The organism is Priestia sp. RMT2NF4 (assembly GCF_047872835.1).
Classification (GTDB): domain Bacteria; phylum Bacillota; class Bacilli; order Bacillales; family Bacillaceae_H; genus Priestia; species Priestia zanthoxyli.
The window spans coordinates 838,967-855,258 of the sequence record NZ_JBLQZO010000002.1; the positions used below are offsets into that span (position 1 = coordinate 838,967).

Annotated in this window: 16 protein-coding genes; all 16 read right to left on the minus strand. The window is 38.4% G+C overall.

Annotated elements, in window-relative coordinates; all coding sequences use genetic code 11:
- Positions 1–2: 2 nt before the first annotated feature.
- The 16 genes from ACMX9J_RS13500 to sodA all read right to left on the minus strand — a co-directional run bounded on the left by ACMX9J_RS13500 (position 3) and on the right by sodA (position 16,020).
- Entirely contained in the window at positions 3–209 is a 207-nt protein-coding gene (locus tag ACMX9J_RS13500) for a YqgQ family protein (RefSeq protein ID WP_028411617.1), read from the minus strand.
- Between the two features lie 181 nt (positions 210–390).
- The gene (locus tag ACMX9J_RS13505) at positions 391–1,911 is read right to left on the minus strand and encodes a rhomboid family intramembrane serine protease (protein WP_328142113.1); all 1,521 of its coding nucleotides are present in this window, start codon (positions 1,909–1,911) and stop codon (positions 391–393) included.
- A gap of 134 nt (positions 1,912–2,045) precedes the next feature.
- A complete protein-coding gene (locus ACMX9J_RS13510; protein ID WP_013059186.1) occupies positions 2,046–2,222 on the minus strand; it encodes a hypothetical protein in 177 nt (58 codons plus the stop codon).
- 51 nt (positions 2,223–2,273) lie between these two features.
- Positions 2,274–3,071 carry a DUF92 domain-containing protein gene (locus ACMX9J_RS13515; RefSeq protein WP_033579694.1) on the minus strand — a complete coding sequence of 266 codons (798 nt, stop codon included), beginning with the start codon at positions 3,069–3,071 and terminating at the stop codon, positions 2,274–2,276.
- Positions 3,058–3,624, minus strand: a complete 567-nt coding sequence (locus ACMX9J_RS13520; protein WP_049166202.1) for a 5-formyltetrahydrofolate cyclo-ligase — start codon at positions 3,622–3,624, stop codon at positions 3,058–3,060. Before ACMX9J_RS13520 ends, ACMX9J_RS13515 begins: the two co-directional genes overlap by 14 nt.
- A 48-nt stretch (positions 3,625–3,672) precedes the next feature.
- A complete protein-coding gene (rpmG, locus tag ACMX9J_RS13525) occupies positions 3,673–3,822 on the minus strand; it encodes a 50S ribosomal protein L33 (RefSeq protein ID WP_013059189.1) in 150 nt (49 codons plus the stop codon).
- A gap of 242 nt (positions 3,823–4,064) precedes the next feature.
- Positions 4,065–6,344, minus strand: a complete 2,280-nt coding sequence (locus ACMX9J_RS13530; RefSeq protein ID WP_049166203.1) for a sugar phosphate nucleotidyltransferase — start codon at positions 6,342–6,344, stop codon at positions 4,065–4,067.
- On the minus strand, positions 6,341–8,659 hold the full coding sequence (locus ACMX9J_RS13535) for a glycosyltransferase (protein ID WP_034271119.1): 2,319 nt from the start codon (positions 8,657–8,659) through the stop codon (positions 6,341–6,343). The genes ACMX9J_RS13530 and ACMX9J_RS13535 overlap by 4 nt, the downstream gene beginning before the upstream one ends.
- Positions 8,652–9,146, minus strand: a complete 495-nt coding sequence (locus tag ACMX9J_RS13540; RefSeq protein WP_034271122.1) for a DUF4912 domain-containing protein — start codon at positions 9,144–9,146, stop codon at positions 8,652–8,654. The genes ACMX9J_RS13535 and ACMX9J_RS13540 overlap by 8 nt, the downstream gene beginning before the upstream one ends.
- Positions 9,147–9,213: 67 nt before the next feature.
- The gene (locus tag ACMX9J_RS13545) at positions 9,214–9,420 is read right to left on the minus strand and encodes a hypothetical protein (protein ID WP_176544770.1); all 207 of its coding nucleotides are present in this window, start codon (positions 9,418–9,420) and stop codon (positions 9,214–9,216) included.
- A 119-nt stretch (positions 9,421–9,539) separates the two neighbouring features.
- Positions 9,540–10,199: a phosphate signaling complex protein PhoU gene (phoU, locus tag ACMX9J_RS13550; protein WP_013059193.1), complete on the minus strand. Its 660-nt coding sequence runs from the start codon at positions 10,197–10,199 to the stop codon at positions 9,540–9,542.
- A gap of 22 nt (positions 10,200–10,221) precedes the next feature.
- Complete coding sequence (pstB, locus tag ACMX9J_RS13555; protein WP_416225848.1) at positions 10,222–11,019, minus strand: phosphate ABC transporter ATP-binding protein PstB; 798 nt, start codon at positions 11,017–11,019, stop codon at positions 10,222–10,224.
- Positions 11,020–11,407: 388 nt separating this feature from the next.
- The gene (locus ACMX9J_RS13560) at positions 11,408–11,539 is read right to left on the minus strand and encodes a hypothetical protein (RefSeq protein WP_255219741.1); all 132 of its coding nucleotides are present in this window, start codon (positions 11,537–11,539) and stop codon (positions 11,408–11,410) included.
- 126 nt (positions 11,540–11,665) lie between these two features.
- Complete coding sequence (locus ACMX9J_RS13565; RefSeq protein WP_033579690.1) at positions 11,666–13,843, minus strand: peptidoglycan D,D-transpeptidase FtsI family protein; 2,178 nt, start codon at positions 13,841–13,843, stop codon at positions 11,666–11,668.
- A gap of 161 nt (positions 13,844–14,004) precedes the next feature.
- Positions 14,005–15,282, minus strand: coding sequence for an MFS transporter (locus ACMX9J_RS13570; protein ID WP_033579689.1), 1,278 nt, complete (start codon positions 15,280–15,282; stop codon positions 14,005–14,007).
- A 129-nt stretch (positions 15,283–15,411) separates the two neighbouring features.
- A complete protein-coding gene (gene sodA, locus ACMX9J_RS13575; RefSeq protein WP_013059198.1) occupies positions 15,412–16,020 on the minus strand; it encodes a superoxide dismutase SodA in 609 nt (202 codons plus the stop codon).
- Positions 16,021–16,292 lie beyond the last annotated feature (272 nt).

Sequence of the window (16,292 nt, forward strand, 5' to 3'; positions counted from 1 at the left end):
GTTCATTCATCCTTTTTCTCTTTTTGTTGTTTTAACTCTCGACGGAGCAAAAGAATTGCCATTTGGTAATCACGTACATCAATCAAATTAGACTGATATAATTCTTTTACTTCCGCTTCCATCAGCTCTAAATCAGCAGTACGATCGCCTACGTATATAAAAATGCCGAAGGACTTTAATAATTGTTGTACATCATATAACGTATTCATTCTGTCACCTTTATCCTATTTTCTAGGTGATATGATTCATTTATTTTGAGATAACTCAACAGTCATTCAGTCATAAACAGCGGCCGTATTTAACGCCCACTGCTAGGTCTACATATTAATATTCTAGTAAACGTTCTCACAATAGTAAAGTATAAAATATTAAATTCGTCATTCAACAGTTTTAATTTTCTAGCTGTCGCTTCAGCTTTTCATATTTTTTACTTTGTGGTTCAAGCGCAATTGCTTTGTCGATATTTTGTGTGGCCGCTGAAATATCGTTCAGTTTTATATTCACCAAAGCTAAATTGTAATACGCCTCATGAAAAGTTGAATCATACTTTACAGCCTGATTCAATTGCTGTTTAGCTTCTTTATAATTTTCAAGATAAAATTCTGCGCTAGCACTGATAAAATATATGTCACTATTGCTTGTCCCTTTTTCAATAAAAAGCTTGATGGCGTCTTTTGCTTCTTCATACTGCTTCTGCTGAAGATACGTAGCCGCTACGCTGAGTGCATATGGCTCATCTTGATAAACAGAACGCTCATGATATCCATAAAAAAGCAGACTTCCTACTAATAAAAGCGTGCAAATGAAAGCCGGAATCTGAATATACAGCTTTTTTTGTTTCGGTAAACTGACGATGCTTGCAGCTAAAAATCCGCCAACCAAACCGCCAATATGCCCTGCATTATCGACGTTCGGCGCAACAAATCCAAAAATCAAGTTAATCACAATGATGACAATGAAACTCGATCCCATTGTTCGAAAAAAGAAGCGTGGATTTGTTCTTGCTAAAAACAGTAAAGCTCCAAAGCAACCGAAAATGGCCCCTGAGGCTCCTGCAGAAATAGACGTATTCCATATAAAACTTCCTAGAGATCCTGCAAACCCGGCAAATATATAAATAAAGACAAAACGCCCGCTGCCATATATCCTCTCTACAAGCGTTCCTAAATAATACAGGGCTACACTATTCATAAGCAAATGCAGAAGTCCTATATGCAAAATTATAGGTGTAAAAAAACGCCACCATTCGCCTTCTATAATTAAGGGGTTATATTTAGCTCCGTATTGAATCAGAGTGAGCGTATTTTGCGTACTGCTTTTCCACTCCAGAAATAGAAACATTAAGATTTGCATCGCTAAAAATATATATGTAAAAATAGGCTTTCCGTATCCAGCTATTTGCTGTTCTTCGCTTTGTTTTTTCTGCACAAAAAGCACAATTTTATGTTTCCACTGTTCTATCCGCTGAGCTTCTTCTTCGGAAGAGAAATTGTCTGCGCTTTCTAATGTAAGACCCAGCCGTTCGAATAGAGGTTCATAAGCGCTTGCTTTCTCTGCCGTTAGTTGTTCAACATAACTATTCACTTTAGAGGGACTCGGCGCACTTTCTAAGGACTGCTCTGTATAAAAAGGATCAAAATCAGCAAAGTAAATTGTGTTAAGAGTAAGCGTTGATTTACCGCTCTGCTTTCGCACATTCTCAGCTCTTTGTAATGCATACAATACATCTTTTTGCTGCTCAACGACTGATTTGAAATTACGGCGGACTATGCGGATTATTGACTTATCTTTGCGATAGTGAGATTGAAACCATAGCTCTGAAGCATCAGCTTTCATCGAAATCAGCTCATATGAAGAATGGCCAAGCAATTGCTGTGCCACCTGCAAATAATAAAAATCTTGCCTAGACAAATAGTCACCTCCTCACACTCTCTATATGTAAAGATGGCAGAAAGCCAGGAAAAAAGCAACGATTTTCCCTTTTTCTTTTTCTACGAAAAAACACCTTACATGTCTGTAAGGTGTTTTTTATGTATCTTTCGCTCTTAGCGGAAGACCTGCTTCATTAAACGATCCCGAACAAACGGCAAATTAAAAAATGAACGAACAGCTAGACTGCGGATAAATGAATTTCCAAACAGCGAATTTAAAACACGGTATCTCATTTGGTAGCCCAGCGTTCCAACAACTAAAAGCGTAAGTACTAATACAATATGTCTCATTTTCAAGCCTCCTTACGTTTACTTTGCTCCTATGACGAACATTTTATGCTCTTATATAGGTAAAAGCAGGATAAGGATTCCGCCTGTAAAAGCAGCAAGCAAAATAGCGGCAAGATTCACAACATCATTGTTAAAGAACGTTATTCCTTTTTCTTTTACGGTTGGCTTGCCGCAATGATCTTTCCGTTCCGTTTCAATACCGCAGCTTTGACAGCGAAAGCGAACTTGCACACTTGCTCCAAGAAGAGTGTCTATAGCGTTTCCAATAAAACCAAAGCACCCAACTAGCAATATACTACTCAGCGATACGGATGGAAAAGCAAAATAACAAGCGGCAGCAATAAGAAAAGCTCCGGCTGCTCCGGCTGCTGTACCTAAAAGTGAAACGGCTCCTGAAGTACCCGCTTCTACTCTCTTTAACGTCCAAATGTAAAACGGCGGCTTCTTACTAAGAGACCCTATTTCAGATGCCCATGTGTCAGCATTAGCAGCTGAGATACTAATCATAAACATCCACATGTAAACAGGCAAAGCTGTTACAGCATATAACAAACCGCAAGCAGCAGCTACACCTCCATTAGCAAGGACTTGAATGTAATCTCGCCTGTCGTGCTTCTCTAGCTTTTCTTCTAATGCGCGTTTTTTTTCTTTTTTATACTTACTACACAACGTAGAAGTGCTAAAAAATAAGAGTAAGAGTAAAAAACCTTGAAGCGAAAAACCGATATAAACGCTCGCTCCTACGATGAAAGACATGCAGGCTCCCGATACTGTCAGTGCTTTTGCTATGTAGCCCGCTCCTGCCATGAGTAATATCACGATTATCATGACAGCATCAAACGGATTCACAGCAAATAAGCTCCTTCTCTGTCAAAATATATTCAACGGGAATATCATGAGATTCATATGGAACCTCTGAAACGACTTGACAATCAAACGCAAGGCTTAGCTTCTGTCCGGTATAATCTGTTAAATAACGATCGTAATAGCCGCCTCCATAGCCGATACGATATCCATTCTTGCTATATACCACGCCAGGCACAAGGAGTAAATCAATTGAAGATTTTGAAATGGGAACCGTTTCTTCAACAATTGGTTCGGCTAACCCGTAGTACACTGTTTCAAGCTGTGAAAAATTCGTAATCTCGTAGAAAACCATTTGAGATGTTGTGGGGTTGCATTTTGGAACAGCTACTTTCTTTCCATCTTTCCAAGCCCGTTCAATGATGGCTTTCGTATTAACTTCTTTATTTCTTGAAACCGTAGCTGCAATGACTCTAGCCTCTTTCCATAAACAAGTTTCATACAGTGCATTTGCTATGCTCGTTGAATGTGCCTCGTGCTGCTCTTCAGAAATTAAATTAAGAACGCGCTTCATCTCTTTGCGCAGATGAGATTTCATTTTAATTCCCCCCTATAAAAAAAAACAGCAGGATTGTACTCCTACTGCTTACTTTGTTTCACGATGAAGTGTAACTTTTTTAAGTCTTGGGCTGTATTTTTTTAACTCAAGACGATCTGGGTTATTACGCTTGTTTTTAGTTGTAATGTAATTACGGTCACCAGTTTCAGTGCAAGCTAATGTAACGTTTACGCGCATCTATTTTCCCTCCAAACATTATAAACATAAATCAGACTTTAATATAATATCATTTTTCGAAAGGAAATGCCAGTCTGTTTTTTTGAAGAAAGTCATTTAATTTCATTTCTTCACTTTTTCTTTCCTCTTAGAGTCCTGAGCTCCTTCTCTGCTACGCCTTATATATAGATGAAGTTTCTTAAAATAGGCGGAACTCTTTTTATGAGAGGCGTACTTCCTTTCTTTTAAATAAAATCCATTATTTACACTCTTTGATATTCTTGTATTTTTTCTACAAAATATGCCGACAGCTTCTTGGCAGTCTGAGTATTTAACGCCTCTGAATAAATATTTAATACAGGCAAGTGACCATCGGGCAAAATAAGCGTCCATTCATGAGGATCATGGTAAATTTTTAAACCATCAATGACATACACTTGTTTACCGATTGCTTCTTCTAATAACTTCTTCATCACTTGTTCTTGAATTTCTAGCGGACATGAAATATAGCGCCAGTTCATATAAGCGTGGGGGACATATTGAATCATTTCAGAAATTTTCCGCTGCTGCACCATAATTAATTCGATCAGCTGACATAAAGCGTACATGGCATCTAACTGAAATTGAACAGGCCCCAAAAGACTAAGCAAATCACGTTTTTTTGCTTTTGTCCTCATAAATGATTGATTGAGAGATTGAGCAAATGTTTCTAATGTGGATGAATAGTGTATAGGAATAGGAACGAATGCTACTTTTTTTGTCATGTATACGCTATAAATATAAAGCGACATAATTTCTGAGTCATTTACGCTGCAGCCTTTTTCATCATATAGAGCAAATGTTTCTCCATCTTCTTTAATCTGAATACAAAAAGACAGCTTATTTCGTTTAATTATTCGTTTGGTTTCTTCTGTTTTCTCCCACTTGTTTAAAAATAACACATGGATACGAAGACGCTTACATAATAATTCGACAACTTCCTGTATAAACGGTGAACAAATCACACCAATCCGCGTACTGTCTTCTAATAAAACATGCTGATTAATTGATTTTACTAAAGCATCACAATATTCTTCCCTGATATTTCCTATGCTTGTTTCTTTAAGTGAAACAGAAGTCGTTATGTTTGCTTTTTTAGCTTGAAGATACATCCGCTCAATCTTTTTTTCAATAAGCTGATTAACTAATTGTCCTTTATTATCATATATTTCTAAAAACAGACCGCTGTTTTTGCTATCCACACCAATATAAATACCAATGCTCGCTTGTGAAGTCATCATGTAATATCGAAATACCGGAAGAGCTTCTTTTTTAATATCATACACAGCTGAATGATTACTCCGTAAAAAAGAAAAGCATTCTTTGCGAAGTTGAGTGGCTTCTCCTTCATCATCGCTTGCTAGACAGAACGATCCTTGATGTTTGCATACAAGTAATAACGCATTGTATAGTCTTTCTCGATCAACAGATGAATGTACATACAGGCGACCGTTTTTGAAGATAGAAACATCTGGTTTTACAGAAAGTTGAGGTAGCACTTGATTTTCAGCTACTGTATCTTGGACATACGTAGTCATTGCTTGAACATTTACATACGGACCTATCGTAGCGTTGTATAAAAACGATTCTGCCCCCACCGTTACGTTTTGAAGCAAAATCGTTTTATCGATTGCAGCATGTGCTTCTATGATACTATTGGTTCCGATAATCGTGTAAGGACCAATTGAAGCACCTTTTCTAATCACCACATTTTCTCCTACGTAAACCGGATCGTAAACAGTCACCCCTTCTTCTATAAGCGCGTCATCTGAGACAATACTTTCCTGTCTATCGCCAAACCACTTGCTCCACAAATCATAGTGTGCTTGACGATAATGGTGGATTTGCCCAATATCAATCCAATAATCCTCTGTTACAAAACTGCACACAGTATGATTATATTCCAAAAGAAGCGGGATAATGTCAAAGCTAAAATCTGTAGGACCATAAGAATTCACGTAATCAAGAACGGATTTTTTGATCACATACACTCCCGTATTAATCAATCGGCTATTGGCCTGTTCGTAGGTGGGTTTCTCTACAAATCCCGTGACTCGATTCCCTTCATCTATCGTCACCACTCCATAACCCCGCACGTCGTTTACTTCTTTTGTAACAATGGTCATTTCGCTTTTTTGTTCATAATGAAAATGAATAACGTCTTGAAGATTAATTTCTGTTAAGGCATCTCCACTAATAATAATACAGTCTTCCTCAATAAAGGCCTCTGCTCGCTTAATTCCGCCCGCTGTTCCAAGAGGCTCTTTTTCGATAAAATAAGTAAGCGTCACTCCCCACTGAGAGCCATCCCCAAAGTATTCAATAATTTGTTCATGCCTATACTGCAGCGTAATCCCAATCTCTGTAATTCCATGTTTCTTAAGCAGTTCAATGCTATATTCCATCACAGGTTTATCGTAAAGCGGCAGCATAGGCTTTGGAATCGTGTAGGTCAAGGGCTGCAGTCTTGTTCCTTTACCGCCAGCAAGTATAATGGCTTTCAATTTTTTGCCTCCCTCCTTTTTTTATCCTGGCAAATGTGATGTTGAAACAGCTTACTTGTATCGATAGCGATTTTCTCCCAGCTAAACATCGTTGTTGCTTTTCTATACCCATTTTCGCTGATTTTCGCAGCTATTTTTTCATTTTTTAACAAAAATTCAATACAGTTGATTAATTCGAGCGTATCTCCTCTGGCAAACGTCAGGCCCGTGTCGAAATGTGAAACAATATCGCTTAGACCTCCTGTATCGGCAACGATGGTTGGCTTCTTGGCTACCATCCCCTCTAAAGCCACAATTCCAAAAGGTTCATATAGACTTGGAAAAACAACCATTTTGCAAGCTTGAAGAAGTTGATTTCGTTCGTTATCGGTAATGTATCCAATAAAATACACGTATTTGTCTAATTGCTTTTCACTTACCTGTGTTCGAAATTCATGAAGTAAAGGCCCTTTTCCCGCCACAACAAATTGAACATCTATTTGTTTTTTCTTAAATAGTTCCGCTGCTTCAATAAATAGCTGAAATCCTTTTTCATATACAATTCGTCCAATTGAAAAAATAATAGGGGCCTTTCTAAAATTATATTTCTTTTGTAAACTTTCTTTTAACCGTTCATTTACTGCGTCGACTACCAGCTGCTTGTCAATTCCATTTGGAAATATAGCAATTTTATCCTGTTCTACGTGAAATAAAGTGATTAATTCTTTCTTCATATAGTCGCTGCAGACAATGATTGAGCTTGATTGTCGAATCAGCTCCTCTTCTTGCAAGTGAATTTTCTGCTGCATGTCATTATGAATACCATTATTGCGCCCATGTTCTGTCGCATGAATGGTCGTAATTAGCGGCCTATCCGTTTTATCTGCTAAACATTTTGCTGCGGATGCAACAAGCCAGTCATGAGCATGAATAACGTCAAAAGACAGCTTGTAGCCTAACTCCAGTCCTCTAAGAGCCATAGCCACGTTCAAACTGTTTACCCATGTCAAAAAATCCGGATGATGAGGCTGCAGGCTTTTAACTCTGTAAACGTGAACACCGTATAAACGTTCATATTCCGGCAGCCCCTCTACATACGTCGTTAATACACTAACGTGATGACCCGCTCTAGCTAACGCTCTGGATAAATCAAATACATGTCGTGCAAGTCCTCCGATAACTAGAGGAGGGAATTCCCATGCAAGCATTAAAATGGAGAGACCGCCTTTATATTGATTTACTGATAAAGCCGACGGCTCTATCTCTTTTACAGGGTATAAAAAAGAACTTCCTGAAAGAAAACTGTTTTCACTATCCATCCTTGGATTCTCTTCGTGACAGAGAAAATCAAACAGCTTTATTTGCCTTTCGTATTCACCCCTGACTTTTTCAAAAGTATAAAGCCAATCGCTGCTACTTAAAAGGAGCCACTGTCGGTAGATGGCATTCACCACGCTAGGATGTTTAAAATCGATCACACCTAGCATCGCCTCTGACTTCTGTACGGTTGAAATAAACAATTGATTGTTCTCACTGACAAATTCGGCGCTTTTTGTTGCACCGTAGAGTGCAAGAGTTTCGTTTTGATGAAACTGTATATCCCTCGCGTAATCTAAAGGATATTGAAATGTACCGCTTGCTGCTTGCATTCGCTGAAAGCCAAGCGTGTCCTTCGCTTTCAAATCCAAAACAGCGCTCGCTTTATTCATTGTTCCTTCCTCAACTTGTTTTCCTTGCTTAGGATATGGAAACAAGATAATACCAGCAGGGGACTTTTTTAGTTCATCTGTTGATGACTTCACAAAGGTGTAGCGCATTTCATGAGATTTCAGGAGCATATCTACTTGATGAGTATACTCTCCTTGCTGTATAAAAAAACCGACGGGCTTTTTTTCAAAAAACTGTTGAAAAACACGTATTGCTTCTGTAATTTGGAGATTTAATGTTTGTTCTGTTTTAAGGATGGAAACGAACGCGTTCGTTACGGTAGTAGGAATACATTCCAGCATGTCATGCTGAAAGAAATATTTGCAGGCTGAGAACAAGCTCCCGTCCCACTTTTTTAAAAAAGTGAGTGCTCTCTGATGCTGCCGGCTTGAAAACTGGTGTAAATACTGAGCGTAACGAGTATTAAACTCCTCGTCGTTTAATACGTTCAAAAATACACAAGACATCACAGCTGTTGCACCTATCAATTTTTCAGACTCAATTTGATCTAAAAAAGGGATGAATTCGTTCGTTACTTGTTCAAACAGCGGATACTCACTCTCTGCTTGAAGTACATGTAGCAACGGATAATGCATATAAGTTAAAAGAATACAGTCATCACTATTCATATTGCTTCTTCACCTGCTCCAAGTCATTTGAATATAAGGAATATGTGCTAAATTCATTTTGAACACCCTGGTGAACTTTTACAGGTTCGTACATCCAGCTCAACGACGTTACATTCACTTGTTCATGCTGTTCTTTCATCAAATAAACCGGATTCGAACGAAGAAGGGAAAAAAAACTTCCTTCTTTATCTTGAATACCAATATCTATTACATACGTGCGCTCACTTTCCAAGCTATTCATAAATATGAAGTCTTGCTTAGGAGTAAGACCCTTCATATAATAGCGGTTTGATTCATGGCCGTTAAAATGAAGGCCTGTTATATCATACGTACACATAGCTAGATTCAATTCTTCCCATCGTGTCGAAAACATACTTTCTACCATTTCTCGAATATGCTCTGAAAACGACCAGTGAACATAAATACGAGATGAGTCAAGCTGAGTAGCTATACACACATTTAAGTTTTGAATAAGATTAGGAGCCACTGTTTTATCACTTCGTTTCTTAGATTGTTTTTTCTACATATAAATGCCGTATAAACTTATTAACATCTTACCATTCAGAAAAAGTTGCCACAATAAACGCAATTTGTCGATTTGTGTTAAAAAATCCAGGCCAGCAAATTGGATGCATGGGCCCGTATGAATCGTTTGTTACACCGCTGTTGATTTCCGTGCAAAATGTCGCTTTCCGAGGGCGGCGATGAGCCTCCTCGTCGCTTCCGCTTTTCCTGCAGGAGTCTTTGCCCTTCCCTCTCATTAACAGCTAGAAGCAGCTACATTAAACCTACGTTTCTCGATACAATGAAAAAAATCCGAACGATTCATCGTTCGGATCTTCCTTCAACTAAAACACTTTTGTCCCAGCCTCTTTTTCCACTATTCATTTAAATCGTAGCGTTTGCCTTTTACAAGGTAAAATACGCTTTCTGCTACGTTAGTGGTATGATCAGCCATACGCTCTAAATAACGGGCTACAAATAAAAGCTGTGTAATTTGGTTCATAGCCTCCTGCTTTTCTTTAGCAAGACTTAAAAGTTCTTTAATTGTTATTCCGTAAAGCTCATCCACTTGATCGTCCATTTCCGCTACTTTTTTAGCCAACACAAGATCTTCTTCGTGATAAGCTTTTAACGAAAGGCTCAGCATTTCAATCGAAATATCGTGCATTTTCTTTACATGTTCTAACGGCTTAATTAATTCTTCGTTTCCAATTCGTATAGCTGATTTTGCTACATTAACGGCAAAATCTGCCATACGCTCAACATCCGAAGCAATTTTAATTGCCACAATAATACGTCTTAAATCAATAGCCACGGGCTGCTGCTTTGCAATCAGTAGGATAGCTAGGTCATTAATTTCTTCTTCTAAGTCATCCACGTATGAATCACCGTCGATAATTTCTAGCGCCAGCTCAACGTTACTTGTTTGCAACGCTTCAATTGATTTTGATAACGCCTCATGCGTTAAGCGCCCTATTTCTAATAATTTTTCACGTAATATCTTTAAATCACCATGAAACTTTTCGCGTACAACCACTCATCCCATCTCCTTGTATGTCTTAACCGAAACGACCTGTAATATAATCTTCTGTGCGTTTATCAGATGGCATTGAGAAGATTTTATCTGTTTCTGCGTACTCTACCACTTCTCCATTTAAGAAAAATGCTGTTTTATCTGAAATACGTGCCGCTTGCTGCATATTATGTGTAACAATAATAATGCTGAAGTCTTTCTTTAATTCTTGTACTAACTCTTCTACTTTTAATGTCGAAATTGGATCGAGTGCAGAAGTAGGCTCATCCATTAAAATAACGTCGGGTTCAATAGCCAAGCAGCGCGCAATACAGATACGCTGCTGTTGTCCACCTGACAACCCATTCGCATTTTGATTCAAACGATCTTTAACTTCGTCCCAAATAGCTGCTCCTCGTAAACTTTTTTCAACAATTTCATCTAGTTTTCTCTTGTTGCGAACGCCATGAATTCTTGGACCGTACGCGATATTATCATAAATAGATTTTGGGAACGGATTTGGTTTTTGGAAAACCATTCCTACTTGCGTGCGCAGCTCTTCCACATGGTACGATTTATCAAAAATATTTTTTCCTCTATACTCAATTTCACCTGATGTACGGACAATTGGCGTCATTTCTACCATACGATTTAACGTTTTAATATATGTTGATTTTCCGCAGCCCGATGGACCGATGATCGCGGTAACTTCGTTAGCATGAATGTCTAAATCAATATTTTTTAAGGCATGTGTGTTGCCATACCATAAATTCAAACCTTTTGTTTTATATACAATTTCTTTTGTTTGCGGAGTATTTACTTTTTCTTTGTTAGTCAATTCCATTGTTATTGCCATTGGATAATCCTCCTTCATCGTCTTTAACCGTTTTGAGCACAATAAAAGTCTCTCTATGTCTATTTAATATCTATTGTTTACTATTAGTGTAAATACATACGAGAAGCCGAACGCTTCCCCTTATTTTGATCATTTCTATTAATCCTTACACTTACAGAATAATAGCCGACTATTAATTGTGTTTTAACTCAATGTAAAGCTTTTGTAAATGAAGGCCTATCTGCGTGTTTTTTAGGTAAAAAACTAGTTCTTACGACCCTTAAATTCAATAAAAAACCATATATGTAAAGATTTCTAACAAAAAAGAAGAGGTTGAGACATAACTAAATTAATTTGATATAAAGATAAGTAAATTAGATAAATAAGCCAGTACGAATCACTTCTTCTGACACCACTGTTGATTTCCGTGCAAGCAGGCGGCCGGTGAGCCTCGTTGTCGCTTCCGCTCCTGCGGGGTCTCACTTCTTCCGCTTTTCCGGCAGAAGTCTTCGCCCTGCCCTCCAATCAACCGCTTAAAGCACCTACTTACATGAAATCTACGTTCACCCTCTCAATAAAAAAATCCGAACAGCGTTAATTCTTAATCAACGTCGTTCGGATCTTACTTCAACTAATATGCTTTTTCCCAGCCTCTTTAATTGGCGTCGTTTGCAATGACAGCCTGTTGATTCTCTTCTTGATCTTTTACTTCTTGTTCACCTTTTTTCTTTAAATCAAAATACGTATCGAGCGCAGAACGAGCAAGCTCTTTTGTAATGGTATTTGGTGCACTTGGCACAAATGCCGATGGTACCACGACAGCTACTGCAATTTCAGGATCATTTGCCGGAGCAAAGGCCACAAAGTTTGAATTATTAACTTTAATTGGATCCCCTCCGCTTGGGTTTTTCTCATAGGCTTGTGCCGTTCCAGATTTACCAGCAGGATTATAGTTCGCTGTATGGAAAGCTGCGTACCCTGTACCGCCTTGTTCCTGCGTAACCCGCTTAAAGCCATTTTGAACATCTTTAATGTATTCTTCTTTCATCGTGATACGATTTAACACATCAGGTTCAAATGAATGCTGCGTACCGCCAATTTCATCGGTTTTTATCGTTGGCTTTCGGATTTCTTTTACTAGCTGCGGCTTGATGCGATACCCTCCATTAGCTATTGCAGAAGTATATTGAACAAGCTGCAGCGGCGTGTACGTATCATACTGGCCAATTCCTAAATCAAGCGCTGTACCTGGAACATTGCTTCCGCCTTGTACACCTGTTGATTCGTTATCGAGGTTTATGCCTGTTGATACGCCTAAGCCGAACTGACTGTAGTACGAACGCAGTTCGCTGAATGTGTCAGGTTTAATCGGTAAAGTCATGTTCTTGTGGTACTGTAATCCAGCCATCGCCATTACCGTTTTAAACATAAATACGTTGGATGAATATTTTAACGCGGATGAATACGTTAAGGGTCCTAACCCCTCAGCCTCAGCTGATTTCTTAATTGGTGTTCCTTTAATTTTTAACGGTTCATCAACGAACACTGTGTTTGGCTTAATAGCTCCTGAATCTAAGCCAGCTAGAACCGTTGCCCCTTTTACAACAGAGCCCATTGTATAAGATGTTGAAATATTCCCTAATGCAAAATCTTCTATTTTAGGTACCCCAGTCTTCTTATCAATGGTGTATTTTTTACCTGCCATTGTTAAGATTTCTCCTGTGTGAGGATCCATCATAATCACAAAAGCACGGTCTAAAAACTGCGTTCCTTTCATTTTCTTTTTGGCTAAAAGCTGGTCCGTAATTTGTTTTTCTACCGCTTTTTGAAGCTCCATATCAATAGTTAAAACTAAATCACTGCCGCGTTCGCCTTTCGACACTTGAATTGTATCAAGGAGATTTCCTTTATCATCTGTTACATACTGGACTTTTTCTTTTTGACCGCTGAGCTGAGCTTCGTATTGCTTCTCTAAATAGCTCGTCCCAACTTGGTCATTTCGACTATAGCCTCTTGATAAGTAATACTGTACTTTATCTTTGGGCAGACCCTCGTTGGCAGAGGATACATTTCCAAGCAAAGTACGGAGAGTGCTGTTTTCTGGGTATGAGCGATCCCAATACGTTGTTGTATCAACACCCGGAAGTTCATCTAAATGCTCACTTACAACGGCATACTCTTCATTTGTCACACCGCTTTTAACAATTTGCGGGGTGTTAGAATAACCTGCCTCCATTTGGCGCTTAATAGCTAGAACTTCTAAATCACTCTTTAAACTTTCTAAATCTTTTTTAGAAATGCGGTCTAACTGACGTTGATACAGTTCGTCATCAGTCATTTCACCATCTTGAACTTTTTTACGATCAGCTTTCGTAATTTTCTGCTCCGCTTCTTTAGGGTGAAGCATAATCCAATAATCCTTCATGTCGCGTTCTGTAATTTTTACCACGTTTTTAGCATCTTTATTCTTTCTATTTTCTGGAATATCAATCACATTTGTGGTGTAAGGAACATCGATCATAGTGGCTAACTTTTTAGCGATGCGCAGCCTTTCTTCAGCTGTATTTCCTTGAAAACGAGTATATGTAATCGTATTTAAAGAGGTATTATCTACAATTACGCGGTTATACCGATCGTACATTTTCCCTCGAGGAACAGGCGTACTGACTGTAACGTCCTGTGTTTTTTCGACTTCTCGTTCGTAATTCTCACCGTACACAATTTGAACAAGTCCCAACCGCAAAATTAATACGGAAAATAGGGCAAATACGGTCAAGAAAAGTAAGTTCACACGAAAAGGCACGTGACTTTTTCTTCTTTTTTTCTTTTTCATACCAACACCTACACTTTATAAAACATATATACCATAACACCATAAAATCAGACATTTAGCAAATAAATAGACACCTGGCAGGTGCCTATTTACACAACGTATTTATTCTAAAAGAAAAGCGAGGCATTTTCCATAGTACAAATGAAGGAGCTGATAATACTCTAAGCTGGAGACTCTCCGTCTCCTTCATTTAATACTGGAGGAGTAACAGTCGTTTCTTTTTTGTGCAGAGGCTGTGAGATATGTCTTACACAAAAATAAATGATCGTATGCCCTGCTCCAACAATAGCTAATAAAACGGGAATACTTTTTGCTTCATCAAAAAATAGTACGGCTATTAAAAATAAAGATATGGAAACAACGCGCCCAATATTCAGAAATACTTCTCTGACAACAATGTATTCGATTCTTTTTGAAACAACGTCCTTTGCTCGTCCAATCACATCGTACGTTAGAGAAATGAATGGAACCAACAAAATAGGATAGGCAATGGCAATACAAACAGCATATATAATTAACTTTGGATACGATAAGTTAAAGATAAGCAAAAAGACTGCTCCATAGAGAAGGAGGCCCCCGGTGAAAATAAATCGAAGGCGATTTTTTTGCTTAATAAATCTTGAGGCTACATAGTATCCTACAAACGCCACCGCTGAATTCACCAGTCCATAAGTTCCTAAAGCTAATTCACTTCCCGTCGTAATAAATACCATGACGGATACGACAAAAATGAACGTACCTTCACGCAATCCTTGAAAGAAATGAGCCTGTAATATTCGATTCCAGTCTTTGTTGACTTTTCGTTCAGCCCACACTTCTTTAAATTTGTATACTCCTTCAGCTGCGCGTCTTGTAATAAAAAAACTAAGCACAACGGCACCGACAAACAATAGCAGAGATACACCAAACACAATTTTATATCCAAGTGATTCATACAAAGCGGAAATAACAAAGCCCGCTCCTAAAGGACCAATCATCCCTGCAAAAGAGTTTAAGATCCCTAAAAATCCGTTAAAAAAGTCTCTTGTATCAGGTTCTGTAATTTCAAAAGTTAGCACATTAAAAGCTAGCCAATAAAAGCCATATCCTATACCCAGCAGTCCACCAAGCAATACTAAATACTCGGCTGCGTTAGCTCCACTGACCAATACAGCGATATAAAAAACAGCTAAAAAAGATACGCCTAACCTTAAAACCACAACCCGGTCAATTCGTTTGGCCCATTTACCTGCTAAAATAAACGTAAGGGGCTGAAGCACCACTACCGCTAAATTATAAATAGCGAGATCCGAAAATTCGCCTGATTGTTTCCACAGATAAATGTTAACAAACGAATTGGAAATTGAAATAGCCAAGGCATAAAGACCGCCTATAATTAAAAGCAAAAGTAAATCTTTACTAACTTCTACATCTCCAACTACTTTTTTTAATAAAGGCATATCAAAAAACTCCTTTTCTCTTCTACACCTAGTGTGTGAAAAAGAAAAGGAGATATGTAAAAGAATTGGAAAACAAAAAAGCCAGTAAAGGTAATAATTACTTTACTGGCTCTTAAATACGTCTTCAGCTTATTTTGCAGCGTCGTAACGCTTAGCAACTTCGTCCCATTTTACAACATTAAAGAATGCTGAAATGTAATCTGGACGGCGGTTTTGATAATTTAAGTAGTAAGCGTGCTCCCAAACGTCTAGACCAAGAATTGGCGTTTTGCCTTCCATTAATGGGCTATCTTGATTTGGTGTGCTTGTTACTTCTAATTCGCCGTTGTTTACAACTAACCAAGCCCAGCCAGAACCGAAGCGAGTTTTAGCTGCATTTGCAAATTCTTCTTTGAATTGATCAAAGCTGCCGAATTTGCTAGCGATAGCGTCTGCTAATTCACCAGTTGGAGCACCGCCGCCGTTAGGGCAAAGGATTGTCCAAAATAATGAGTGGTTCGCATGACCGCCACCGTTATTGCGTACTGCTGTACGGATATCTTCAGGAACAGCATCTAAGTTTGAAATTAACTCTTCAATACTTTTGCTTTCTAAATCCGCTTTGCCTTCAACAGCAGCGTTTAGGTTTGTAACATATGTGTTGTGATGTTTTGTGTGGTGAATATTCATTGTTTCTTTGTCGATATGTGGTTCCAGTGCATCGTATGCATAAGGTAGTTCTGGTAATTTGTAAGCCATGAATAATTCCTCCTTCAAAATATGTAAGCATTTTGGCGCAAAAGCACCATATACGTTTAGATTAGCAAATTTACCCTACTCTTTCAAATAAAAAGTACCTAATCCATGATTTATATTTACCTAATTCCCATTCGCTATTCTTTTAAACATAAAAAAAGCTTCTTTTTCTCAAAAGAAGCTTTGAATAGACAATAGTATGGCGGAGGAAGAGGGATTCGAACCCCCGCGGGCTTTAACACCCCTGTCGGTTTTCAAGACCGATCCCTTCAGCC